Raw genomic sequence first — 24,970 nt, forward strand, 5'->3', positions numbered from 1 at the left:
ATCACTGTGCCGGTAAACCCCTGGCCCTTGCAGTGCGGAAAGTCATGACTTGGGCGATTCCTGGGATCTGTCCGGGTTTGGCGGGGGCGGTCTGACCTGGGTAAACGCGATGCCCCCGGGACAAATTACATCCCGGGGGCAAGGTGCCTGCGACATACGTCACAACTGGGCGCTACGGAGCCGGACGGCTGCGGAGCGTCACGAAAGCCGCTCGATCACCATGGCCATTCCCTGACCGCCGCCCACGCACATGGTCTCCAGGCCGAACTGCTTGTCGTGGAACTGCAGGCTGTTGACGAGCGTGCCGGTGATGCGGGCGCCGGTCATGCCGAAGGGGTGGCCGACGGCGATGGCGCCGCCGTTGACGTTGAGCCGGTCCAGGTCGATGCCCAGGTCCCGGTAGGAGGGGATGACCTGGGCGGCGAAGGCCTCGTTGATCTCGACCAGGTCGATGTCGCCGACGGACATCCCGGCCCGCCGCAGCGCCTGCCGCGAGGCCTCCACCGGGCCGTAGCCCATGATCTCGGGGGAGAGCGCCGAGACGCCGGTGGAGACGACCCGGGCCAGCGGGGTGATGCCCAGCTCGCGCGCCTTGGTGTCGGACATGACCACCAGCGCCGCCGCGCCGTCGTTGAGCGGGCAGCAGTTGCCCGCGGTCACGGTGCCGTCGGGCCGGAAGACCGGCTTGAGGCCCGCGACGCCCTCCATGGTCACTCCCGCCCGCGGGCCGTCGTCCGCGGCCACCACGGTGCCGTCAGGGAGCGTCACGGGGGTGATCTCGCGCTCCCAGAAGCCGTTCTTGAGGGCCTCTTCCGCCAGATTCTGCGAGCGGACGCCGAATTCGTCCTGCTCGCGGCGCGTGATGCCCTTGAGCGCCGCCAGGTTCTCCGCCGTCTGCCCCATCGCGATGTACGCGTCGGGCAGCAGGCCGTCCTCGCGCGGGTCGTGCCAGCCGGCCCCGCTCTGCCCGGCGCGCTCGGCGGTGCGGGCGATCGCCTCGTCGAAGACCGGGTTCATGGTGTCGGGCAGGGAGTCGGAGTTGCCCTTCGCGAAGCGCGAGACCATCTCCACGCCCGCCGAGACGAAGACGTCGCCCTCGCCCGCCCTGATGGCGTGCAGCGCCATCCTGGTGGTCTGCAGCGACGAGGAGCAGTAGCGGGTGACGGTGCAGCCCGGCAGGTGGTCCATGCCCATCTGGACGGCGACGATCCTTGCCAGGTTGAAGCCCTGCTCGCCGCCGGGCAGGCCGCAGCCCAGCATCAGGTCGTCGATGTCGTGCGGGTCCAGCTGCGGGATCCGGTCCAGCGCGGTACGGATGATCGTCGCGGCCAGGTCGTCGGGGCGCAGCTCCTTGAGCGATCCCTTGAAGGCGCGCCCGATGGGCGAACGGGCGGTGGAGACGATGACGGCTTCGGGCATCGCGGGCACTCCTCGACGGGGCTGCGGCTGTGGACTTCGCGGACTGGGCCGGTACGGGCGGTGCGGCGTCCCGGACGCGGGGGCCGACTGGAAAGTTACCCGTGCGTAGCGCGATGCGTCATCCGCCGGGCGCTGTGATGCGGGCTACTTTCTGAGCGCTTGCTTACCCGCCGACGCCCCACCCCTACCCCGCGGCGCCCGCGGTTACGCCGACCGGTCCGCGGCATCCGCTGCGTCTCCGCCGGTTGCGGTGGCTCCGGTGTTCCCGCCGTCCCCGCCCCCGCCGCCCGACGCGGCAACGTCCTCCCGCTCCTGCTCCAGCGGCCGCCGCCGGCGCCGTTTGACGAGCGCCCAGCGCCCGCGGGGACCCGCGGCCGTGTCCCGCGCCGCCGTGACCTCCGTCCCGCCCGTACCGGCCGCCTCGGCCGCTGCCTGGGCCACCGGCAGGAAGCCCTCGCCGCGCCGCGCGTCCGGCCGCTCGTCGGCCAGCGGCCACATCCCCAGCGCCGCGCACATCGTCGGCAGCACCGCCATCGCGGCGGTCGCGTAGCCCTCGGCGGAGGGGTGGTAGTTGTCCGGACCGAACAGCTCGCGCGGCCGCGCCTCGAACTCCGGCCCCAGCAGGTCGCCGAGCGAGACCGTACGCCCGCCCGCCTCCACCACGGCGATGGTCTGCGCCGCGGCCAGCTGCCGGCTCAGCCGGCGCGCCAGCCAGCGCAGCGGCTGGTAGACGGGTTCGACGGAGCCGAGGTCCGGGCAGGTGCCGACCACGACCTCGACGCCGGCGGCGCGCAACTGCCGTACCGCGTCCGCCAGCAGCCGCACCGAGGTGGCGAGCGGCATCCGGTGGGTGACGTCGTTGGCGCCGATCATGATCACCGCCACGTCCGGCGGCGCCGTGCCGGACTCGAGGACCAGCTCCACCTGGCGCGGCAGGTCGTCGGACTGCGCGCCCGGCTGGGCGACCGTGACCAGCCGCACCGGCCGCTCGGCGACCGCGGCCAGGCCCGAGGCGAGCAGCGCGCCCGGGGTCTGGCCGGCGCGGTGCACGCCCTGCCCGGCGGCCGTGGAGTCGCCCGCCAGGACCAGCCGCAGCGGCGGCTCGGCGCCGGGGCGCGCGAATGCCGACCCGTATCTGCCGTCGGCCCGCGGGGGCACGTCCCCCGAGCCGCCGACCACCCGTCTGGCCAGCCTGACCTCCGCCAGCACCAGTCCGACCGCCGCCCCGCCCAGCAGGCTGATCCCGCCCCCGCCGACCGCTGCCGCCGCCGCGATCCGCCGTGCCACCCTCGCCCTCGACATCGAGCCCGCTCACCACCTGTCCACTCGCCGGTACATTCACGTGTTGCCCCGCAGGACACCTCCGGCAACGTCAACGGTGTCCGCGCCGTGCGTGTTGCGCCCTTCCCCGCCGTCCGGTCGTGCCGCCGTTGCGCCGTTTCGACGTTTCACCTCCGGCGGGGCGCGTCCCGCCCCCTAGGCTGGCCTCCACCACGACGGAGAACCCGGAGACACTACGGTGCAGTTTCACGACTCGATGATCAGCCTCGTCGGCAACACCCCGCTGGTGAGGCTCGGCAGCGTGACCGAAGGCGTCAGGGCCACCGTCCTGGCGAAGGTCGAGTACTTCAACCCCGGCGGTTCGGTGAAGGACCGCATCGCCCTGCGCATGATCGAGGCCGCCGAGCGCAGCGGCGACCTGAAGCCGGGCGGCACCATCGTGGAGCCGACCTCCGGCAACACGGGCGTGGGCCTCGCCATGGTCGCGCAGCGCAAGGGCTACCGCTGCATCTTCGTCTGCCCGGACAAGGTGTCGACCGACAAGATCAACGTACTGCGGGCGTACGGCGCCGAGGTCGTCGTGTGCCCGACGGCCGTCGACCCCGAGCACCCGGACTCGTACTACAACGTGTCCGACCGCCTGGTGCGCGAGACCCCGAACGCCTGGAAGCCCGACCAGTACAGCAACCCCAACAACCCGCTGTCGCACTACGAGTCCACCGGGCCCGAGCTGTGGCGGCAGACCGACGGCCGGATCACGCACTTCGTGGCGGGCGTCGGCACCGGCGGCACCATCTCCGGCACCGGCCGCTACCTCAAGGAGGTCAGCGAGGGCCGGGTGCAGGTGGTCGGCGCCGACCCGGAGGGCTCGGTCTACAGCGGCGGCTCCGGGCGGCCGTACCTGGTCGAGGGGGTGGGCGAGGACTTCTGGCCCGAGGCATACGACCGGGGGGTGGCCGACGAGATCGTGGCCGTCTCCGACAAGGACTCCTTCCAGATGACCCGGCGGCTGGCCCGCGAGGAGGGGCTGCTGGTCGGCGGCTCGTGCGGGATGGCGGTCGTCGCGGCCCTGAAGGTCGCCGAACGGCTCGGCCCCGACGACGTCGTGGTGGTACTGCTGCCGGACAGCGGGCGCGGCTACCTCTCGAAGATCTTCAGCGACGAGTGGATGAGCTCGCACGGCTTCCTCGACGAGGGCGAGGGCGAGGCGCGCGTCGCCGACGTCCTGGCGCACAAGGAGGGCGGCATGCCGCAGCTGGTGCACATGCACCCGGACGAGACGGTCGGCCAGGCCATCGAGGTCCTGCGCGAATACGGCGTGTCGCAGATGCCGGTGGTCAAGCCGGGCGCGGGCCACCCGGACGTGATGGCCGCGGAGGTGGTCGGCTCGGTCGTGGAGCGCGACCTGCTGCACGCGCTGTTCACCAAGGCCGCGAACCTGGACGACCCGCTGGACAAGCACATGTGCCGGCCGCTGCCGCAGGTGGGCTCAGGGGAGCCGGTCGGCGACCTGATGACCGTGCTGGAGGCGGCCGACGCGGCGATCGTGCTGGTCGAGGGCAAGCCGACGGGCGTCGTGAGCCGCCAGGACCTGCTGGCCTTCCTCGCCCTGCACGGCACCGCCTGACCCGGGGGCGGGCCGGCGTCGGCCGGGCCGGGGCCGTGGCGGACGGCTGTGCGGGACGGCTCCGCGGGGCCGTCCCGGCGGACCGGGGCGGGGATTCGCGGAACTGGTACACCCGCGACACGTCCGCGCAGCACGCGCTTAACAAGCGTCCGGCACATTGGTGGATGTCGGAAGGGCGGGCGGCCACCCCACCCGGACGGCACCAGACGGCGCCAAGGACTTCCGGAGCGGCTCCCGGACTCCATGGTGACCCGGACGCGTACAGCCCGGTCCTGACCCGGCTCGCGTCCCTCGCGGGGACCGCCGTCGTCCCGCCCTCCGGACTCGCTCCGGGGGTGCGGCGGTCCCCGCGACTACCCCCTCGCGCAGTCGTCCGGTCGGGCTAGTCGTCGTCCCCCGACGGCTTCGCCTTCGTCCACGCGCTCGCCAGACCCTGCGCCACGTTCACGCCCACGATGCCCGCCCAGCTGATGAACAGGCCCGCCGTGCCGGCCTGCGTCGCGGCGATCGCGGACAGCGGGATCGCCAGGATCAGCGTGAAGCCCGCGAACCCGTAGCGCGCGAAGGCCTGGCCGGTCTGCGGCGGGCCGATCGGGCGGCGGTCGGCGCGGGCGAACGACGTCTGCTGCTGCGCCAGCTCGCGGCGGACCCGCTGCTCGACTCGGCTGTCGATACTGTCCGACACCTTCTCGATGAAGGAGTCGACGAGCGCGGATTCGTACTCCGCTCCGAGGTCCTTGCGGGCCTGCAAGGTCGCGGAGAGTTCCTTGGTCAATTCCGGGTCGCGGGTGTCCATGTGCCCACGGTAGGCGGCGGGCGCCGTGGGCCACACTGGGGTTAGCCCCCGGATCCGCCGGGGGCAAGCCGTCCCGCAGGAGGATCCGCCATGGCCGACGCACCGCTGCTGACCGCCCTGCACGGCGGTACGGACCGGGCGGACGCGGTGACCGTCGACGGGCGCAGCAGCTCGTACGAGGAGCTGCTCGGCGCGGCGGGTGCGGTCGCCCGGCGGGTCGCGGGGGCCCCGGCCTTCGCGGTGCGGGCCACCGCGTCGCTGGAGACGGTGGCCGCGGTCGTCGGCGGGCTGCTCGCCGGGGTGCCGGTCGTCCCGCTCGCCCCCGACGCGGGCCCCGCCGAGAGCGAGCACATCCTGCGCGACTCCGGCGCCGAAGTGGTGCCGGTCGACTTCGCCGAGCGCGCCGACTTCGCCCCCGCCGCCGGTGCCGCGGCGGCCCGCACGGACGCGGACCCGTCGCCGTACCGCGGGGCAGCCCTGGTGCTCTACACCTCGGGGACGACCGGGCCGCCCAAGGGCGTGCTGGTCCCGCGCGGCGCCATTGCCGCGGATCTCGACGCCCTTGCGCAGGCGTGGCAATGGACCGCGGACGACACCCTGGTGCACGGGCTGCCGCTCTTCCACGTGCACGGGCTGGTGCTGGGGGTGCTCGGGGCACTGCGCACCGGAAGCCGCCTGGTGCACACCGGCCGGCCCGCTCCGGGGGCGTACGCGGCGGCGGGCGGCAGCCTCTACTTCGGGGTACCGACGGTCTGGCACCGCGTGGCGCGCGACGAGGAAGCGGCCCGCGCCCTGGCGGGCGCCCGGCTGCTGGTGTCAGGCAGCGCGCCGTTGCCGGAGCCGGTCTTCCGGTCCTTGCGCGCGCTGACCGGCCACGAGCCGGTGGAGCGCTACGGCATGACGGAGACGCTGATCACGGTGAGCGCGCGGGCGGACGGCCCGCGTGCCCCGGGCGCGGTCGGCACCCCGGTCGCCGGGATCCGCACCCGGGTGGCGGAGTCCGCCGACGGGATCGGCGAACTCCAGGTGCAGGGCCCCACGCTCTTCGACGGCTACCTGGGCCGCCCCGAGGCGACCGCGGCCTCGTACACCGACGACGGCTGGTTCCGCACCGGTGACATCGCCGCGGTCGGCGAGGACGGCACGCACCGCATCGTCGGCCGCGCCTCGACCGACCTCATCAAGTCCGGCGGCTACCGGATCGGCGCGGGCGAGGTGGAGAACGCGCTGCTGGACCACCCCGCTGTACGCGAGGCGGCCGTCGTCGGCGCCCCGCACCCGGACCTGGGGCAGCAGATCGTGGCCTATGTCGTGGCGGACGGCGTGAGCGCCACGGAGCTCACGGACTTCGTGGCCGCGCGGCTGTCGGTGCACAAGCGGCCGCGAACGGTGTGCTTCCTCGCCGAACTGCCGCGCAACGCGATGGGCAAGCCCCAAAAGCGCTTGCTGCCCCCGGCCTGACCAGGTAGACGTGGGGGACGGATCGAGCGGAAGGGCGCGCTCCGTCCGGCTGCGGCCGGACGACCCGGGAGCGCGTCCGGACCGGCACCCGGTGCCTGTCACTTGCCGGGCGGCAAGTAAGCTCAGTCCACAGACAACGTTGCCCGTTCCACCGGACGGCCTCCCTGGGCCGTCCGGGTCGCCGATACCCCGGTCCCGCTCCGAAGGGTGGCGGTGATACGTCCTGCCATGGAGGCAGCACCGCATGTTCCACCGCATCGGACGCACAGTCGTCCGCCATCCCGTATGGACCGTCGTCGCGTGGGTCATCGCGGCCGTCGCGATCATCGCGACGGCCCCGAGCCTTCCGTCCAACAGCGACGAGAGCAGCTTCCTGCCGAGCAGCTACGAGTCCATCAAGGCCATGGACCTCCAGGAGAAGGCATTTCCCCAGGCCTTCACCCCTGCCGCGATCGTGCTCTACCAGCGCGAGGACGGCGGCAAGCTGACCAGGACCGACCAGGCCGACATCTCCCGGATCACCAAGGACCTGGGCGGCAAGAAGATCGACCAGGTCCAGAAGGTCGTCGCCGGCACCTCGTCCAAGGACGGCAAGTACACCACCGCCTACGTCCAGATGGACAAGAAGTCGGCGGGCCAGCCCAAGCAGGCCGACGCCGCGAAGGCGCTGCGCGCGGACTCCACCGACCTGGCCAAGGGCACCGCGCTCAAGGTCCAGGTGGGCGGTCAGGCCGCGCAGAACCTGGACCAGCAGGACGCCGGGAAGACGTCCGACGCGGTCGCGCTGTTCGGCTCGCTGCTGATCATCATCGTCACGCTGTCGATCATCTTCCGCTCGCCGCTGATCGCGATCATGCCGCTGGTGCTGCTCATCGGCGTCGTCTTCACCGTCTCCAACGCACTGATCGCCGACGCCACCAAGATCTTCGGGCTCCAGGCCAACAGCTCGATCTCGGCACTGCTCATCGTGGTGGTGCTGGGGGTCGGTACCGACTACTTCCTCTTCCTGATGTTCCGCTACCGGGAGCGGCTGAGGGCGGGTGACGAACCCAAGGAAGCGATGATCAACAGCGTCACCAGGGTCGGTGAGGCCATCGCCTCCGCGGCCGGCGCGGTGATCATCGCCTTCTGCGCCCTGGCCCTGTCGACGCTGGGCTTCCTCACCCAGCTCGGCCCGGCCCTGGCCATCCTCGTCGCGGTCACGCTGATCGCCGGTCTGACGCTCTTCCCCGCGGTGTGCTCGCTGATCCCGGTCCGCGTGCTGTTCTGGCCCGGCCAGAAGTGGCAGCACGAGCCCACGGGCACCCGCTTCGCGGCGGTCGGCCGGCTCGTCGGGCGCAAGTCCGGCATGGTCGCGCTCGTGTCCGGCCTGGTGATGCTGCTGCTGACGATCGGCACGCTGGGCTACAAGGCGTCCTACGACCTGGCCTCCGGCTCGATCCCGAAGACCAAGGAGTCGATGGTCGTCCAGGACACCCTGGCCAAGGCCTACTCCGCCGGTGCGGCCGAGCCGACCAACGTCTACCTCAACAGCACGAACGGCAAGCCGCTGCCCGCGGACCTCTCCGCGTACAGCGACGAGCTGAGCAAGGCCGAGGGTGTCGCGGCCGTCAGCTTCGACAAGGCGAGCGACCTGAACAAGGCGGGCACCACCGCCAACTTCACGGTCACGCTGAAGTACGAGGCGGCCAGCGACAAGGCGATCGACGCGGTCGACGGCATCCGGAGCGTCGCGCACGACAACGCGCCGCCCGGGACGCAGGCCTTCGTCGGCGGCACCTCGTCGGTCTTCAAGGACATCAACGCGGCCGTCAACCACGACTACCGCACGGTCTTCCCGGTGGCCGCCATCCTGATCATGGTGATCCTGGGTCTGCTGCTGCGCAGCGTGGTCGCGCCCTGGTACCTGATCGCGTCCGTCGGCCTCGGCTTCGGCGCCACCCTCGGAACGACGGTGCTGCTGTTCGGGCGGGGCGACGGGCTGATCTTCATGCTGCCGATCATCATGTACCTGTTCGTCGTCGCCATCGGCACGGACTACAACATCCTGATGATCGCCCGGCTCAGGGAGGAGGCCCGCGAGGGCCGCAACCCGCGTGAAGCGGCGGCCGAGGCGCTCAAGCACGCCGGCCCGACGGTCGGCGCGGCGGGCGTGATCCTCGCGGCGACCTTCGCGACGCTGATGCTCTCCGGGAACTCCTTCCTCACGCAGATGGGCTTCACGGTCGCCTTCGGCATCGTGATGGCCGCCTTCGTGATGGCGATGTTCTTCACGCCGAGCCTCACGGCGCTCATCGGGCACGCGGCGTGGTGGCCGGGGCACGCCGACCGGGCCGCGAAGTCCGCGGGGACGGGGACCGGTTCCGGGGGCCTCGGCGGATCGGGCGGTCCGGGCGGCTCCGGCGGCCGCGAGGACGCGGAGCTTGACGCGCCCGGGAGGCGCTGAGCTGCGGGTTTCAACGGCGGTAGCCGAGTTATCCACAGGGCCGGACAGGTGTCGATCACCTGTCCGGCCCTTTCGGTTACGCTGAGGCAGCAGGCAGTGGTCGATCGATGACGGAGAGCGAGGGAGAGGGTGGTCGGTCGTGCGAAGGGGGTGAGACGAGGAGGGAGCCGGCGGTGGCACCGGCGCCGGAGAGACCGGGTGGGGCGGGCGCGGGCCTTGCCGGAATGCATACGGTCATGCAAAGTCAGGGATCGGTGAATAGGAGGCCGGCGAAGGGGTCGGGGATGGGCAGTGGCGACATGACGAGCGGCGGCAGATGAGCGGCGGAGCATGAGCGGCGGCACGGCCGCGGGCGACGGCGGCCTCGCGGGCACGGCGGGGGCGGGCGGCGAGAGCGCGGCGGGCCGGCTGCTGAAGCTCTTCGAGGCGCACCGGCTGACACCGACCCAGCGGCGGATCGCGCACTGCCTGGTGCGGCGGGCGGTGGACGCGCCCTTCCTGTCCAGCGTGGAGGTAGCCGAACTCGCGGGCGTCAGCCAGCCGTCCGTGACGCGCTTCGCGGTGGCTCTGGGCTTCGACGGCTACCCCGCGCTGCGGCGGCATCTGCGGGAGGTGCCGCCGGCCTCCTCCACCGCGCAGGACGCGGCGGGCGGCAACGAGTACCAGCAGGCCGTGCACGCCGAGATCGAGAACCTGCGGCATCTCGCGGCGCTGCTCGCCGATCCCGCACCGGTCGCCCGGGCCGGGGCGCTGCTGGCCGCGTCGGTCCCGCTGCCCGTGCTGGGGCTGCGCGCGGCGGGTGCGCAGGCGGGAGGCTTCGCGTACTTCGCCGCCAAGGTGCACCCGGACGTGCGGCTGCTGGACGAGGGCGGCACGGTGCTCGCCGACCGCATCGACGCGGCCGTGCGGGCAGGGGCGAGCGCGCTGCTGTGCTTCGCGCTGCCGCGGCATCCGCGGGAGGTCGTCGAGGCGCTGGCGTACGCCGGCGGGGCGGGGCTCACCGTCGTGACCGTGGCGGACAGCGCGTTCGCGCCCGTCGCCGCGCACAGCGACCTGCTGCTGCCGGCGGCGGTCGGGACGGGCCTGGCCTTCGACACCGCGTGCGCGCCGATGCTGCTCGGCCGGGCGCTGCTGGAGGCGATGTGCGACGAGCTGCCGGAGGCGCAGGCGCGGCTGGAGGAGTTCGACGCGCGGGCCGCCGCGCGCGGGGTGTTCGTGGAGTGACCCCGGCCGCACCATTCGCCGGTGCGGTGCGGTGCGGTGCGGTGCGGTGCGGTGCGGTGCGGTGCGGTGCGGTGCGGTGCGGTGCGGTGCGGTGCGGTGCGGACGGCCGGGTGGGGGTGGCTGTCGCGGGCGTAAACATCCGTCTTAACGAAAATCTGAGAATCCCGAAGTAATCTCCCGTCCACCTGGCATGCGACGCCGTGGGCCGGCCGCGGCGGACGGCGCGTGGCGGACGGGCCGGCGGAAGAGGAGGTGTGACGTGGTGCGCGGGGCCTACACATTGGCGCGGGTGGCCGTGACGGTGCGGACCGCGGGGGTGTGGCTGTGGTGGCTGGGGGTCGTCGCGGCGGCGCCCGGCACGGCGGTGACCTTCAGCCCCACCGGGCGGCGGATCGGGGTGATGGCCGGGGCGGCGCTGTTCGTCGTGGCCGCGTTCGCCGTGTTCTTCGTACGCGGCGGCCGGGCCGAGGCGCGGGCGCGGGCGGCGAGCCGGGCGGCGAAGACGGTCTTCCTCCAGGACCGCAAGGTGACCGCGCGGGCCTGGCTGCGGCACCGCCGCCGGTGGCTGCTGCTCGCCTTCGTGGTCGCGCTGGGCTCGTCGGCGGGGCTGCCCTGCGCGGGCGGGATGCTGCTGGCAGGGGCGGGCGCGGGGCTCCTCGCGCGGGCGCTGCGAATAGCCCGGGTCGAGCGGGGCCGGGACGCGCTGCTGTGGGTGCGGCCCGACGGCGACCCCGCCGCCTACCAGCTGACCGGTCTCGCGGCGGGCGACGCCCTGCCCGGCGGCGGCCGCCGCCGCTGAGGCCGGGCCGGGCTCAGGGCTGGAGCGGCGGGAGGGCGGCGCCGCTCTCGGCGAGTAGCTCGTCCAGGGTCTGCGCGGCGCGGACCGGTGCGAAGCCGGGCTCGGCGCCGGGCTCGCCGGCGTAGGCCCAGACGGCGGGGCGGGGGAGCGCGTTGTAGGCGAAGTGGGTCGAGAAGTAGTAGGCCCCGGTGTCCAGCAGCGCGACGTGGTCGCCCGCGGCCAGCAGCGGCAGGGCGCGGCCGCGGGCGACCAGGTCGCCCGCGAAGCAGCAGGGCCCGGCGACGTCCTGGACGACGGGCTCGCCGGTCTTGGGCCGCCCCTGCGGGTCGAGGGCGAGGACGCGCAGCGGCCACGCGTCCGGCGCGAAGACCGTCCGGGTGGCGACCTGGGCGCCCGCGTGTGTGACGGCGATGGGCCGCCCGCCGGCGGACTTGGCGTATTCGACGCGGGCCAGCACCGTGCCGTGCTTGGCCAGCAGCGAGCGGCCGAACTCGGTGACGATGCCGTAGCGCCCGTCGAAGAGGCCCGGCACCTCGGCGCGCAGCAGGTCCGCGTAGGCGCCGAAGGTGGGGTCGGTCGCATCCGAGGTGAAGTCGACGGGCAGCCCGCCGCCGATGTCGAGGGTCGTGACCTGCTGCCGTCCGGCGGCGGCGTTGATGCGCTCGGCGAGGTCGTACGCCGCCCGCACGCCCGCCGCCATGAGCGGCAGCGGCACGCCCTGGGAGCCGGTGTGGGTGTGCAGCCGGGTCAGCCACGGCCGCTCGGCGTAGCTGCGCAGCACCCACTCCTCGGCGCCCGGGTCGCGCAGCGCCACGCCGAACTTGGAGGTGGCTGTCGCGGTGCTCATCGCGTCGATGCTGCCGCCGCCGACCTGCGGGTTGACCCGCAGGCCCAGGGGCGAGGCGGACGGGGCGGCGGCCAGCAGCGCGTCGATGCGGGCGAGTTCCTCGGGGTTGTCGGCGTTGACGGCGATGCCGAGCGCCAGCGCCTCGCGCAGCTCGGCGGTGCTCTTGGCCGGGGAGTCCAGCACGGTCATCGCCGGCGGGATGCCCGCGGCCCGGGCGAGGGCGAGCTCTCCGGGGCTGGCCACCTCCGCGCCGAGCCCGTACTCCCGCAGCAGGCCCAGAACCGGCACCAGGGACGCCGCCTTGACCGCGAAGGTGTGCTGCACGGCCACCCCGGGCGTGGCGAAGGCCGCGTGCAGCGCGGTCGCCGACCGCCGGACGCCCGCGGTGTCCAGCAGCCCGACCACCGGCTGCTCCTCGCTCACCAGCCGGCGCGCCACCGCCGCCCGCAGCGCCCCGCTCCGCCGTTCCGCCGCCTGTTCGGCGGCCTGCCTCGCCTCGTCCGTCATGGGCGCCATCCCACCACCCCCGGGCCCGCCGCCGCCAGCGCCCCGCCGCCTTGTTGACTAGGGCTATTCAGCACCCGAGGATGTGAATATTCAATGACGTGGGCAGTGTCGTGACGAGGAGGCCGCACCGATGACGGGACCGAGGCCGGTACGCGCACCGCGCGGTACGGAGATGAGCGCGCTGGGCTGGCAGCAGGAAGCCGCGCTGCGCATGCTGCAGAACAACCTCGACCCCGAGGTGGCCGAGCACCCCGACCGGCTGGTCGTCTACGGCGGCAGCGGCAAGGCCGCGCGCGACTGGGCGTCGTTCGACGCGATGGTCCGCACCCTGCGCGGCCTCAAAGAGGACGAGACGATGCTCGTGCAGTCCGGCCGTCCGGTCGGCGTCATGCAGACCCACGAGTGGGCGCCGCGCGTGCTGATCGCCAACTCCAACCTGGTCGGCGACTGGGCCACCTGGGAGGAGTTCCGCCGCCTCGAAGCCCTCGGCCTGACCATGTACGGGCAGATGACCGCCGGTTCGTGGATCTACATCGGCACCCAGGGCATCCTCCAGGGCACCTACGAGACCTTCGCCGCGGTCGCGGCCAAGCGCTTCGGCGGCACCCTGGCCGGCACCGTCACCCTCACCGCGGGGCTCGGCGGCATGGGCGGCGCGCAGCCGCTCGCCGTCACCATGAACGGCGGCGTCGCCCTGTGCGTCGACTGCGACCCGTGGGCCGTCGAGCGGCGAATCGCCCACCGCTACCTCGACGTCCGCGCCGACGACCTCGACCACGCGCTGCGGCTCGCCACCGAGGCCCGCGACGCGCGCCGGCCGCTGTCGATCGGCCTGCTCGGCAACGCCGCCGACGTGCTGCCGCGGCTGCTGGCCATGAACGCGCCGATCGACATCGTCACCGACCAGACCTCCGCCCACGACCCGCTGGCGTACCTGCCGCTCGGCGTGGACCTCGCCGACATGGCGGACTACGCCGCCGAGAAGCCCGCCGAGTTCACCGAGCGCGCCCGTACGTCGATGGCCCGGCACGTCGAGGCCATGGTCGGCTTCCAGGACGCGGGCGCCGAGGTCTTCGACTACGGCAACTCCATCCGCGGCGAGGCGAAACTCGCCGGGTACGAGCGGGCCTTCGCCTTCCCCGGCTTCGTCCCCGCCTACATCCGCCCGCTCTTCTGCGAGGGCAAGGGCCCCTTCCGCTGGGCGGCGCTGTCCGGCGACCCGGCCGACATCCACGCCACCGACCGCGCGATCCTCGACCTCTTCCCGGAGAACGAGTCGCTGGCCCGCTGGATCCGGCTGGCCGGCGAGCGCGTCCACTTCCAGGGCCTGCCCGCCCGCATCTGCTGGCTCGGCTACGGCGAGCGCGACAAGGCCGGCGAGCGCTTCAACGAGATGGTCGCCGACGGCACCCTCAAGGCCCCGGTCGTGATCGGCCGCGACCACCTGGACTGCGGTTCGGTCGCCTCCCCCTACCGGGAGACCGAGGCGATGCGCGACGGCTCCGACGCCGTCGCCGACTGGCCGCTGCTCAACGCCATGGTCAACGTCGCCTCCGGCGCGTCCTGGGTGTCGATCCACCACGGCGGCGGCGTCGGCATCGGCCGCAGCATCCACGCCGGGCAGGTCACCGTCGCCGACGGCACCGCGCTGGCCGGCGAGAAGATCCGCCGGGTGCTCACCAACGACCCCGGCATGGGTGTCATCCGCCATGTCGACGCCGGGTACGAGCAGGCCGAGGACGTCGCCGGGCAGCGCGGGGTGCGCGTCCCGATGCGCGAGGCGTCCGCGTGACCGGCGGACCGCGGGAGCCGGGCGCGGACCCGGCGCCGGGCGGGGCTGACGCAGCGCCGGGCGGCACGGACGCGGGCCCGCGCACCGGCGACGGCTTCCAGACCATGTGGCGCGACCTCGCCCGGATCGGCCGGCACGCCCCCTCCGGCGGCTACCGGCGGCACGCCTGGACGCCCGCCGACGCCGACTGCCGCGCCTGGTTCCGCGCGCAGGCAGCCGCGCGCGGGCTGGCGTACGAGACCGACCGCAACGGCAACCAGTGGGCCTGGCTCGGCGACCCGGCCGCGGGCGACGCCGTCGTCACCGGCTCGCACCTGGACTCCGTGCCGGACGGCGGCGCCTTCGACGGCCCACTCGGCGTGGTCTCCGCCTTCGCCGCCCTCGACGCGCTGCACGCCCGCGGCGCCCGGCCGCGGCGCCCGCTGGGGATCGTCAACTTCACCGACGAGGAGGGCGCCCGCTTCGGGCTCGCCTGCGTCGGCTCCCGGCTGGCGGCCGGTCAGCTGGCCCCGGCCGACGCCCGCGCGCTCACCGGCGCGGACGGCGTGACGCTCGCGCAGGCGATGGAGCGCGCCGGGCAGGACCCGGACGCGATCGGGGCCGACCCCGAACGCCTCGCCCGCATCGGCGCCTTCGTCGAACTGCACGTCGAGCAGGGCCGGGCGCTGGACCTGGTGGGCGAGCCGGTCGGGGTGGCTTCGGCGATCTGGCCGCACGGCCGCTGGCGCTTCGACTTCCGAGGCGAGGCCAACCATGCGGGTACCACCCGACTGGAGGACCGCCGCGACCCGATGCTGACGTACGCCACCACCGTGCTCGCCGCGCGCAAGAAGGCCCGGCTGGCGGGCGCGCTCGCGACCTTCGGCAAGGTCGCCGTCGAGCCGAACGGCGTCAACGCCGTCGCCTCGCTCGTCCGCGGCTGGCTCGACTCGCGCGCCCCCGACGAGGAGACCCTGGCCGCCGTCGTCGCCGCGATCGAGCAGGCGGCGGCGGAGCGCGGGGCGCGCGACGGGGTGCGGGTGGGCGTCACCCGCGAATCGTTCACCCCCGTGGTGGAATTCGCACACGAGCTGCGCGACCGGCTTGCCGCCCTGCTCGGAGGGGGTGCGCCGGTACCCGTTCTGCCCACCGGCGCGGGACACGACGCCGGAATCCTCTCCGCGGCCCTTCCGACCGCCATGCTGTTCGTACGCAACCCCACAGGCGTCTCGCACTCCCCGGCCGAACACGCCGCCGAGGACGACTGCGCCGCCGGAGTGTCCGCCCTCGCCGACGTATGGGAAGGTCTCGCGTGCAGGTGACGTACTGGCTGGAAAACGCCTGGCTCGGCACACACACCGCGCCCGCCATCCTCCTGACCGTGGCCGACGACCGGATCGCCGAGGTCCGCACCGGCGTCGACCACCCGCCGGCCGGCGCGACGGCGCTGCGCGGCCTGACCCTGCCGGGCCTGGCCAACGCCCACAGCCACGCCTTCCACCGCGCCCTGCGCGGCGTCGCCCAGATCGGCGCCCGCCCCGGCACGGCACCCGGCGGCGGCGCGGGCAGCGGCTCGGGCGTTACGGGAGCGCGCTCGGCGCCCACCTCCTTCTGGAGCTGGCGCGACGTCATGTACGACGTCGCGGGCGCGCTCGACCCCGACAGCTACTTCGCCCTCGCCCGCGCCGTCTACGCCGAGATGGCCCTCGCCGGCATCACCTGCGTCGGCGAATTCCACTACCTCCACCACCAGCCCGACGGCACCCCGTACGCCAACCCCAACGCCATGGGCGAGGCGCTGATCGCCGCCGCGGGCGAGGCGGGCATCCGGATCACCCTGCTCGACACCGCCTACCTGCACGGCGGCTTCACCCGCACCGGATACCGCCCGCTGGAGGGCGTGCAGCGGCGCTTCGGCGACGGCACCGCCGACCGCTGGTACGACCGCTGGTCGCGGCTCAAGGGCGAGGGCCACGCCAAGGTCGGCGCCGCGGTGCACTCGGTGCGCGCCTTCTCCGACCGCGACGGCTACCGGCTCTTCGCCGAGCGCACCGCGGACGTGCCCGTGCACATCCACCTGTCCGAGCAGACCGCGGAGAACCAGGCCTGCACGCTGCTGCACGGCCGCACCCCGGCCCGGCTGCTCGCCGACAACGGCTTCTGGCGCCCCAACACCACCGCCGTCCACGCCACGCACCTGACCGCGGGCGACATCGCGCTGCTCGGCACCGGCGGCGGCACCGTGTGCATGTGCCCCACCACCGAACGGGACCTCGCCGACGGCATCGGCCCGGCGCCGCAACTGCGCCGCGCCGGCTGCCGGATGAGCCTGGGCAGCGACAGCCACGCCGTGATCGACCTCTTCGAGGAGGCGCGCGCGGTCGAGATGAACGAGCGCCTGCAGGCCCGCACCCGCGGCCACTGGACCGCGGCCCAGTTGCTCCGCGCGGCGACCGACGACGGTCACGCGAGCCTGGGCTGGCCCGACGCGGGCCGGCTGGAGCCGGGCGCGCTCGCCGACTTCACGACGATCGCGCTGGACACCGTGCGGACCGCGGGCCCGCCGCCCCGGCTGGCCGGCGAGGCGGCCGTATTCGCAGCCACGGCCGCCGACGTACGGCACACCGTGGTGGGCGGCCGGCACGTCGTACGCGACGGGCGGCACCAGCTCGTCCAGGACGTACCCGGCTCCCTCGCCGCGGCGATCGGCGCCCTGCGCCACTGACCGCGGCCCGTACGGCCCGAACCCCCGCGGCCCGGGCGGCACCCGGGCCCCCGACGACGGCGAGAGCACCCACGATGACCAGCAGCGGCACCGCGGAGGACCCGGCGACGCCGGCGCACGCGGCCACCCCCGCGAGCAGCGCCCACCCGGCGGCACCCGGGGCCGCGCCCGCCCCGGCATCCGCGCCCAGCACGCTCGTCACCGGCATCGGCAGCCTGCTCACCAACGATCCCTCCCTCGCCGCGGCCACGGGCGACGGCTCGCTCGCCGCCCTCGGACTCCTCCCCGGCCCGGCGGCGGTCGTGATCGACGGCGGCCGCATCGCCTGGCTCGGTCCCTCCAGCAAAGCACCCCCCACCGACAACCGCCTCGACGCGGGCGGCCGGGCCCTGCTCCCGGGCTTCGTCGACTCCCACTCCCACCTGCTCTTCGCGGGCGACCGGGGCGCGGAGTTCGCGGCCCGGACGGCCGGCCGCCCCTACACCGCTGGCGGCATCCGCACGACCGTCGCCGCGACCCGCGCGGCCGACGACGCCGAGCTCGCCGCAACCCTCGAACGCCTCCTCGGCGAGGCGCTGCGGCAGGGCACGACGACCCAGGAGACCAAGTCCGGCTACGGCCTGACGACCCGTGACGAGGCGCGCGCGCTCGCGGTCGCCGCCCGGCACACCGACGAGGTCACGTACTTGGGCGCGCACGTCGTCCCGCCGGAGTTCGCCGCCGACCCGGACGGCTACGTCGCCCTGGTCACCGGCGAGATGCTGGACGCGTGCGCGCCGCACGCCCGCTGGATCGACGTCTTCTGCGAGCGCGGCGCCTTCGACGGCGACCAGGCCCGCGCGGTGCTCACCGCGGGCGCCGCGCGCGGCCTGGTCCCGCGCGTGCACGCCAACCAGCTGGGCCCCGGCCCCGGCGTGCGGCTGGCGGTGGAGCTGGGCGCGGCCTCGGCCGACCACTGCACGCACCTGACGGACGCCGACGTGGACGCGCTCGCGAGCGCCGCGGACACCACCGTGGCCACGCTGCTGCCGGGCGCCGAGTTCTCCACCCGCGCCCGCTACCCGGACGCGCGGCGGCTGCTGGACGCGGGCGTGGCCGTGGCGCTCTCCACGGACTGCAACCCGGGCTCGTCCTTCACCACGTCCATGCCCTTCTGCGTCGCGGTCGCGGTGCGGGACATGGGCATGACCCCGGACGAGGCGGTGCACGCGGCGACGTACGGCGGCGCGCGCGCCCTGCGGCGTACCGACGTCGGCCGGATCGCCGTCGGCGCGCGCGCCGACCTGCTGCTGCTCGACGCGCCCAGCCACGTGCACCTCGCCTACCGCCCCGGGGTACCGCTGGCGGCGGCGGTGTGGAAAGCGGGCGCACTGCGGTACGTCTCGCCCGCGCTCGGCGGCACGGGATTCCGTGCGTGACGCGCCCGACGCGTGACGTGACGGGTACGACGCAGGACGTGACGCGCGTCGTACCCGTCGTGTGCACGACGCGCGCCAAGGCGACCTGACGCGACAGGACGCGATCACGCAGACGGTCCGGCCGGTCACTCCCCGACGGGCCGGTTACTCCTCGACGAGCAGCCCGCGGCGCAGCCGTGACAGCGTGCGCGTGAGCAGCCGCGACACGTGCATCTGCGAGATGCCCAGCTCCTCGCCGATCTCGGCCTGCGTGAGGTTGCCGACGAAGCGCAGTGCCAGGATGGCCCGGTCGCGCTGCGGCAGCCCGGCGATCAGCGGCTTGAGCGACTCGACGTACTCGACGCCCTCCAGGTCGTGGTCCTCGTAGCCGATCCGGTCGGCGAGCGCGCCCTCCGGGTCGTCCTCGGCGGGCTGGGCGTCCAGCGAGCTGGCCGTGTAGGCGTTGCTCGCCGCCATGCCCTCGATGACCTCCTCCTCGGGGAGGTCCAGCCGCTCGGCGAGCTCGCGCACGGTGGGCGTGCGGTCCAGCCGCTGGGCCAGCTCGTCGCCCGCCTTCGCGAGGTCGAGCCGCAGCTCCTGGAGGCGCCGCGGGACGCGCACCGACCAGCTGGTGTCGCGGAAGAAGCGCTTGATCTCGCCGACGATCGTCGGCATCGCGAAGGTCGGGAACTCCACCCCGCGGCTCAGCTCGAAGCGGTCGATCGCCTTGATCAGACCGATCGTGCCGACCTGGATGATGTCCTCCATCGGCTCGCTGCGGGTGCGGAAGCGCGCCGCGGCGAACTTGACCAGCGCGAGGTTGAGTTCGACCAGGGTGTTGCGGACGTATGCGTATTCCTGCGTGCCTTCCTCCAGGCCGTGCAGGCGGGCGAAGAGGGTCTTGGACAGGGCGCGCGCGTCGACCGGTCCGATCTCGTCGTAGGGGGGGATGTCCGGGAGCCCCTCAAGCCCCTCGCTTTGCTCCAGCGCAGGGTTCTCGTGATCCAGGCCGAGCCGGGGTGCCATCTGCTCCTCCTTGCGTGCGGCGGTCGGCTGTGCCTCTGCCGTACCTCCACCCCTACGCCTGTTGTCCGGGGCGTCGCAAGTTCTACGTCCGTCCCGGGCGTTTTGTCCGACTCTGGGTGCGCACGCTGTGCATGTACCACGTCATCGTGCGTAAACCCCCCGTGCCGTCCCGTACGGTGGTGCGCCCGCGAGGACGGCCGACTACCGTACCACCGGGGAAACGCGTAGGGTCGTCAACCGCGTCACCACGTAGGGCGAAGGAGCGCACATGGACCGCGAAGCGGTCGGCACCGCAGGTCTCGGCCGGTTGCGGGTCGAGGTCGCGCAGCATGACCGCACGGCGGTCTTCACGCCTGCGGGCGAGCTGGACCACCACACCGCGGACCTGCTCAGCGAGCCGCTCGACGCGGCCATCGACGCAGGTGCCCGGCGCCTGGTGGTCGACTGCTCGCAGCTGGAGTTCTGCGACTCGACGGGGCTCAACGTGCTGCTGAGCGCGCGGCTGAAGGCCGAGGCGCAGGGCGGCGCGGTGCACCTGGCCGCGATGCGGCCGACCGTCGCCCGGGTGCTGGAGATCACCGGCGCCGACGTGGTGTTCACGTTGCACGAGACACTGGACCAGGCGCTCCGCGAGTAGGGCGGGGCGGCCGAGGACGACGGGCGCGACGGGTTGCCGTACGGCACCCGAGCTTTCCTGGACCCCGGACGTGTTCCGGGAGATCCTTCGGGCAGAAGACAGGACGGACCCAGACGTACATCCGTGAGGTGAGGCCTTGATGAGCACGACCCGGCCCTACGCCGCGGGTGACCACGGTCCGGAGACGGGCACAACCGGCCGGGACGGGGGTACGGGCACCGTGGACCCCGACAACGCGCGGCGGTTGCCGCTGACCGACGAGAGCGGGATCGTACCCCGGGCCAGGGACTTCACCCGGCAGGCGCTGCACGACTGGGGCTGGCTGCCCGCCGCCACCGGCGACCGCAGGGCAGCCGCCGAGGACGTCCTCCTCGTGGTGTCCGAACTGGTCACCAACGCCTGCCTGCACGCCGGCGGCCCCGAGGAACTGCTGCTGCGCCGGAGCCTCAAGTCGCTGCGCCTGGAGGTCGTCGACGGCGGCCCCGGCGACCCCGCCCCGCGCACCCCGCACCGCGCCGGCCGCCCCGGCGGCCACGGCATGTTCATCGTCCAGCGCCTGTGCCTCGACTGGGGCGTCATCCGCAACGCCGACCGCCCCGGCAAGACCGTCTGGGCCGAACTCGCCGCCCCCGACTGACCCTCGACGCGGCAATACCCGGGTTTCCATCCCCCCGCCACCGCCGGCCCCCGCCGTCCCGCGGCTTTTTTACGTTCCCGGTCCGCGCCCGTCCACCGCGCCGCTGCCCGTACCGCCGTCACGCCCCCGGGGCTGCGGCCCCGACCCGGCCGTCTGCCACGGCGTTGCCGTGTGCCACGGCGTGGCAATATGCCGCGCCGTCACACCCGCAGCGCGCGGGCCAGGGCGTCCAGGGCCGCGGGGTAGCCGCCCTCGCCGGGCGTGCCGTAGCCGACGACCAGGCCCTGCGGGCGGCCCGGGACCTCAGGGGTGTGCCAGTGCTCGCCCAGCGCGCCGACCGCGAGCCCCTGCGCGGCCGCCGCGCGCAGCACCTCCGCCTCGCCGGGGCCCTGCGGCGGCAGGCCCACCAGCGCGTGCAGGCCCGCCGCGACCCCGCGCACCTCGATGCCCCCGCGGACCCCGCCCGCCGCGCCGCCCGCGAGCCGGGCCACCAGCAGATCCCGGCGGCGCCGGTAGCGCAGCCGGGCGGCGCGCACGTGCCGGTCGTAGGAATGACCGGTGATCATGTCCGCGAGCGCCAACTGGCCGACCGTGCCGGTGTGGTAGTCGCTGTAGAGCTTGGCCTGCGCGACCGTCTCCACCAGGTGCGCGGGCAGCACCATCCAGCCGAGCCGCAGGGCGGGTCCGAGCGTCTTGGACGCCGTGCCCAGGTAGACCACCTGCTCGGGTGCGGTGCCCTGCACGGCGCCCACGGGCTGCCGGTCGAAGCGGAATTCGCCGTCGTAGTCGTCCTCCACGACCAGGCCGCCGGTCCGCCGCGCCCAGGCGGTCAGCGCGTGCCGCCGGTCCGGGTGCAGGGGGACGCCCGTCGGGTACTGGTGCGCGGGCGTGACCACCACCGCGTCGAGCGCGTCCGCGCCGTCCGGCAGCCGCGCGCCCGACGCGTCGACCGGCAGCGGCACCACCCGCCCGCCGGAGCGCCGCACCACCTCACGGTGGAAGGGCAGCCCCGGGTCCTCCATGCCCACCGCGGGCCCGCCGGCCCGCCCGTCGACCGCACCCAGCACCCGGGTCAGCAGCGCGAGCCCCTGCACGTAGCCGGAGACGACCACGATCCGCTCCGGGTCCGCGGCGACCCCGCGGGTCCGCCCGAGGTAGCCGGCCAGCGCGGTGCGCAGCTCCGCGGCGCCGCGCGGGTCGCCGTAGTCGTAGCCCGTGGACGGGGCGGCGGCCAGGGCGCGGCGGGTGGCGCGCAGCCAGGCCGCGGTCGGGAAGGCGGTCACGTCGGGGCTGCCCGGCCGCAGGTCGTGGCGCGGCCGGGGCGCCGCCGCGGAGCGCCCTGGCGGCGCGTCCCGCGGGCCCTGCGGGCGGCCCGCGACCACCGTGCCCGAGCCCTGCCGGGCGGTCAGATAGCCCTCGGCGGTCAGCTGGTCGTACGCGGCCTTGACCGTGCCGCGCGACAGCCCCGTCTCCGCGGCCAGCCGGCGGCTCGACGGCAGCCGGCTCCCCGGCCCGAGCCGCCCCGCGCGCACCGCCTCGCGCAGTGCCCGCTCCAGCGCCGCGCGCCGCCCGTACGCCCCGCCGCCCGCCGCAAGGTCCAGGTGCAGATCGACCCCGGCCGCCCACGCCTCACCGGCGCCCGCTCCCCGGCCCGTACCGCGTCCCGCGCCCGGCTCCGCCTCTGCGCCGGATTCCTTCTCAAACCCCGAAGTGGGCCAGGATTCGTTCATGGAAGTGGACCTTATCCTGGATCCACTGCACGCCTACCGTCGACGTCATGAGCACTGAGACCGTCACCCCCGCCACCACCCCCGCCACCACCCCCGCGTCCGCGCCCGTCGTCCCCGCTGTCCGGCTCGCCGTCGACAGCCTCGTCCCGCACGTCAACCGCGCCATGAACGCGCTGGACGCCGCCGCCCGCGAGGTCAGCCTGGAGGCCCCGCTGCTGGAGCTGGTGCGGGCCCGCGCCTCGCAGCTCAACGGTTGCGCCTACTGCGTCGACACGCACGCGAAGGACGCCCGGGAGGGCGGCGAGAGCGAGCGGCGGCTGTACGCGCTGCCGGTGTGGCGAGAGACGCCGTTCTTCACCGCGCGCGAGCGGGCCGCGCTGGAGCTGACCGAGGCGGTCACCCGGCTCGCCGACGGCCATGTCTCCGACGAGGTCTTCGCGCGCGCGGCCGCCGAGTTCGAGGAGACCCAGCTCGCCGAACTGATCTGGGCCGTCACCGTCATCAACGCCTGGAACAGGCTCGGCGCCACCGCACGCCCCTGGCCGCTGGGTGCCTGACCCCGGTACCTCCGGGGCCGCTGCCACGCCCGGCGCGGGGACGGTACGGGGACCGTGCGCCGGGCGGGCGGGGCGGCCGGTGTACCACCCCCTCGCGCCCCCGGGGTGCGGACTACCATCAAGCCCATGACCCGCGTACTTCTGGCCGAGGACGACGCATCCATCTCGGAACCCCTCGCGCGCGCCCTGCGCCGCGAGGGCTACGAGGTCGAGGTGCGCGAGGACGGACCCGGCGCGCTGGAGACGGCGCTGCTGGGCGCCGTCGACCTGGTGGTGCTCGATCTGGGCCTGCCCGGGATGGACGGCCTGGAGGTGTGCCGGCGGCTGCGTACCGAGGGCCACACCTTTCCGGTGCTGGTCCTGACCGCGCGCGCCGACGAGGTCGACACCGTCGTCGGGCTCGACGCCGGCGCGGACGACTACGTGACCAAGCCCTTCCGCCTCGCCGAACTGCTGGCCCGCGTCCGGGCGCTGCTGCGGCGCGGCACGACCGAGCCCGCGCAGGCCCCGACGCACGGCGTGCGGATCGACGTCGAGTCGCACCGCGCCTGGATGGGCGACGACGAACTCCAGCTCACCGCCAAGGAGTTCGACCTGCTGCGGGTGCTGGTCCGGGACGCCGGCCGGGTGGTGACCCGCGAGCAGCTGATGCGCGAGGTGTGGGACACCACGTGGTGGTCGTCCACCAAGACGCTGGACATGCACATCTCCTGGCTGCGCAAGAAACTCGGCGACGACGCGGCGAACCCGCGGTACATCTCCACGGTGCGCGGGGTCGGTTTCCGGTTCGAGAAGAACTGACGCGCGGCACCCGTGCGCCGCCGTCTCATCTCCTCCACGCTCGCCGTGGTGCTGGCCGTCATCGCCGTCTTCGGGCTGTCCCTGGTCCTGGTGGAGACGCGCACCATCGAGAGCAGCGCGCGGGACGGCGTCGAGTCCGAGGCGGTGCGGCTGGTCGGGATCGTGGAGAACCGCATCCTGGCCGGCGAGAGCATCGACGCCAAGGGCCTGGACCGGCAGATCGCCGCGGACCGCTACGCCGTCGTACGGGTGCCGGGCCGCCCGCCCGTCCCGCTCGGCAAGCGCCCGCGCGGCGACGCCATCGCGTCCACCCAGCGCGGCGACCACGGTGAGTCCGTCACCGTGGAGCAGTCGCGTACCACGGTGACCCGCGAGATCTGGCGCAACGTGCTGGTGATACTGGCCGTCGCGCTGCTCGCCGTGCTGGCCGCGGTCGGACTCGCCGTGTGGCAGGCGCGGCGGCTCGCGAGCCCGCTCAGCGACCTGGCCGCGACCGCGGAGCGCCTCGGCTCGGGTGACCCGCGCCCTCGCCACCGCCGCTACGGGGTGCCGGAGCTGGACCGTATCGCCGACGTGCTGGACGCCAGCGCCGAGCGCATCGGGCGGATGCTCACCGCCGAGCGGCGGCTCGCCTCCGACGCCTCGCACCAGCTGCGCACGCCGCTGACGGCGCTGTCGATGCGGCTGGAGGAGATCATCGCCACCGACGACCAGGGGACGGTCAAGGAGGAGGCGTCGATCGCGCTCGGCCAGGTCGAGCGGCTGACCGACGTGGTGCAGCGGCTGCTCACCAACGCCCGCGACCCGCGTACCGGCTCGGCGGTCTACTTCGACCTCGACGAGGTCATCAAGCAGCAGCTGGAGGAGTGGCGTCCGGCCTACCGCAGCGAGGGGCGCACCATCGTCCGCTCCGGCACCCCGGGGCTGCGGGCGGTCGGCACGCCCGGCGCGGTGGCGCAGGTGCTGGCCACCCTCATCGAGAACTCCCTCATGCACGGCGCGGGCACGGTCGCCCTGCGCACCCGGGTGACCGGCAACCAGGCCGTCGTCGAGGTCACCGACGAGGGCCGCGGGGTGCCGCCGGACCTGGGAGCGCGGGTCTTCGAGCGCACCGTCAGCGGCCGCAACTCCACCGGCCTCGGCCTCGCCCTGGCCCGCGACCTCGCCGAGGCGGACGGCGGGCGGCTCGAACTGCTCCAGCAGCGCCCGCCGGTCTTCGCGCTCTTCCTGGCCCGCGAGATGCAGCCCCCGCCGCCGCGTGAGGACATCGTGAGCTGAGCCC

At 74.3% G+C, this 24,970-nt stretch carries 20 protein-coding genes; 14 read left to right on the top strand and 6 right to left on the bottom strand.

The features are described from left to right. Positions 1-198 precede the first annotated feature (198 nt). Together IH54_RS0122005 and IH54_RS0122010 are read right to left on the bottom strand one after the other, a co-directional pair. Positions 199-1,419, bottom strand: a complete 1,221-nt coding sequence (locus IH54_RS0122005) for an acetyl-CoA C-acetyltransferase (RefSeq protein ID WP_031519436.1) — start codon at positions 1,417-1,419, stop codon at positions 199-201. 204 nt (positions 1,420-1,623) lie between these two features. Beyond that, the gene (locus tag IH54_RS0122010) at positions 1,624-2,721 is read right to left on the bottom strand and encodes an SGNH/GDSL hydrolase family protein (protein WP_078862427.1); all 1,098 of its coding nucleotides are present in this window, start codon (positions 2,719-2,721) and stop codon (positions 1,624-1,626) included. Between the two features lie 217 nt (positions 2,722-2,938). On the opposite strand from IH54_RS0122010, the gene IH54_RS0122015 reads away from it, so the two are divergent. Beyond that, entirely contained in the window at positions 2,939-4,327 is a 1,389-nt protein-coding gene (locus IH54_RS0122015; protein WP_031519439.1) for a cystathionine beta-synthase, read from the top strand. 382 nt (positions 4,328-4,709) lie between these two features. Here IH54_RS0122015 and IH54_RS0122020 read toward each other — a convergent pair whose 3' ends face one another. Beyond that, positions 4,710-5,123, bottom strand: a complete 414-nt coding sequence (locus IH54_RS0122020) for a hypothetical protein (protein ID WP_031519442.1) — start codon at positions 5,121-5,123, stop codon at positions 4,710-4,712. Between the two features lie 90 nt (positions 5,124-5,213). Here IH54_RS0122020 and IH54_RS0122025 point away from each other — a divergent pair, with 90 nt between their 5' ends. The 4 genes from IH54_RS0122025 (at position 5,214) to IH54_RS0122040 (ending at position 11,053) form a co-directional block, all read left to right on the top strand. Next, complete coding sequence (locus IH54_RS0122025) at positions 5,214-6,584, top strand: AMP-binding protein (protein WP_031519444.1); 1,371 nt, start codon at positions 5,214-5,216, stop codon at positions 6,582-6,584. 244 nt (positions 6,585-6,828) lie between these two features. Beyond that, positions 6,829-9,030, top strand: coding sequence for an MMPL family transporter (locus IH54_RS0122030; RefSeq protein ID WP_043181849.1), 2,202 nt, complete (start codon positions 6,829-6,831; stop codon positions 9,028-9,030). A gap of 330 nt (positions 9,031-9,360) precedes the next feature. After that, entirely contained in the window at positions 9,361-10,254 is an 894-nt protein-coding gene (locus IH54_RS0122035; protein WP_052397736.1) for a MurR/RpiR family transcriptional regulator, read from the top strand. A gap of 259 nt (positions 10,255-10,513) precedes the next feature. Beyond that, positions 10,514-11,053 (top strand): hypothetical protein, encoded by a 540-nt coding sequence (locus tag IH54_RS0122040; protein ID WP_031519450.1) that lies wholly within the window; start codon positions 10,514-10,516, stop codon positions 11,051-11,053. A 13-nt stretch (positions 11,054-11,066) separates the two neighbouring features. Here the strand turns inward: IH54_RS0122040 and IH54_RS0122045 are convergent, their stop codons facing one another. Further along, positions 11,067-12,407, bottom strand: coding sequence for a diaminopimelate decarboxylase (locus IH54_RS0122045; protein ID WP_234343697.1), 1,341 nt, complete (start codon positions 12,405-12,407; stop codon positions 11,067-11,069). A gap of 130 nt (positions 12,408-12,537) precedes the next feature. On the opposite strand from IH54_RS0122045, the gene hutU reads away from it, so the two are divergent. The 4 genes from hutU to hutI all read left to right on the top strand — a co-directional run bounded on the left by hutU (position 12,538) and on the right by hutI (position 18,321). After that, positions 12,538-14,199, top strand: coding sequence for a urocanate hydratase (hutU, locus tag IH54_RS0122050; RefSeq protein ID WP_031519454.1), 1,662 nt, complete (start codon positions 12,538-12,540; stop codon positions 14,197-14,199). A 104-nt stretch (positions 14,200-14,303) separates the two neighbouring features. Continuing rightward, positions 14,304-15,500 carry an allantoate amidohydrolase gene (locus IH54_RS0122055; RefSeq protein ID WP_031519456.1) on the top strand — a complete coding sequence of 399 codons (1,197 nt, stop codon included), beginning with the start codon at positions 14,304-14,306 and terminating at the stop codon, positions 15,498-15,500. Further along, entirely contained in the window at positions 15,476-16,903 is a 1,428-nt protein-coding gene (locus IH54_RS0122060; protein WP_031519458.1) for a formimidoylglutamate deiminase, read from the top strand. Before IH54_RS0122055 ends, IH54_RS0122060 begins: the two co-directional genes overlap by 25 nt. Before the next feature lie 74 nt (positions 16,904-16,977). After that, positions 16,978-18,321 carry an imidazolonepropionase gene (gene hutI, locus IH54_RS0122065; protein WP_078862428.1) on the top strand — a complete coding sequence of 448 codons (1,344 nt, stop codon included), beginning with the start codon at positions 16,978-16,980 and terminating at the stop codon, positions 18,319-18,321. 144 nt (positions 18,322-18,465) lie between these two features. On the opposite strand, the gene IH54_RS0122070 is transcribed toward hutI, so the two are convergent. Continuing rightward, the gene (locus IH54_RS0122070) at positions 18,466-19,326 is read right to left on the bottom strand and encodes an RNA polymerase sigma factor SigF (RefSeq protein ID WP_031519462.1); all 861 of its coding nucleotides are present in this window, start codon (positions 19,324-19,326) and stop codon (positions 18,466-18,468) included. Positions 19,327-19,594: 268 nt separating this feature from the next. Between IH54_RS0122070 and IH54_RS0122075 the strand changes: the two genes are divergently transcribed. Together IH54_RS0122075 and IH54_RS0122080 are read left to right on the top strand one after the other, a co-directional pair. Continuing rightward, positions 19,595-19,963, top strand: coding sequence for an STAS domain-containing protein (locus IH54_RS0122075; protein ID WP_031519465.1), 369 nt, complete (start codon positions 19,595-19,597; stop codon positions 19,961-19,963). A 139-nt stretch (positions 19,964-20,102) separates the two neighbouring features. Next, positions 20,103-20,600, top strand: coding sequence for an ATP-binding protein (locus tag IH54_RS0122080; RefSeq protein ID WP_031519467.1), 498 nt, complete (start codon positions 20,103-20,105; stop codon positions 20,598-20,600). Between the two features lie 200 nt (positions 20,601-20,800). Here the strand turns inward: IH54_RS0122080 and IH54_RS0122085 are convergent, their stop codons facing one another. Beyond that, positions 20,801-22,330, bottom strand: a complete 1,530-nt coding sequence (locus IH54_RS0122085) for a PLP-dependent aminotransferase family protein (protein WP_078862429.1) — start codon at positions 22,328-22,330, stop codon at positions 20,801-20,803. Positions 22,331-22,377: 47 nt separating this feature from the next. Between IH54_RS0122085 and IH54_RS0122090 the strand changes: the two genes are divergently transcribed. The 3 genes from IH54_RS0122090 to IH54_RS0122100 all read left to right on the top strand — a co-directional run bounded on the left by IH54_RS0122090 (position 22,378) and on the right by IH54_RS0122100 (position 24,966). Beyond that, entirely contained in the window at positions 22,378-22,887 is a 510-nt protein-coding gene (locus IH54_RS0122090; protein ID WP_078862430.1) for a carboxymuconolactone decarboxylase family protein, read from the top strand. A gap of 126 nt (positions 22,888-23,013) precedes the next feature. After that, positions 23,014-23,688, top strand: a complete 675-nt coding sequence (locus tag IH54_RS0122095) for a response regulator transcription factor (protein WP_031519470.1) — start codon at positions 23,014-23,016, stop codon at positions 23,686-23,688. Positions 23,689-23,700: 12 nt separating this feature from the next. Continuing rightward, positions 23,701-24,966 carry an ATP-binding protein gene (locus tag IH54_RS0122100; RefSeq protein ID WP_031519471.1) on the top strand — a complete coding sequence of 422 codons (1,266 nt, stop codon included), beginning with the start codon at positions 23,701-23,703 and terminating at the stop codon, positions 24,964-24,966. Positions 24,967-24,970 lie beyond the last annotated feature (4 nt).

The organism is Streptomyces sp. NRRL F-5123 (assembly GCF_000721495.1).
Taxonomy (GTDB): domain Bacteria; phylum Actinomycetota; class Actinomycetes; order Streptomycetales; family Streptomycetaceae; genus Actinacidiphila.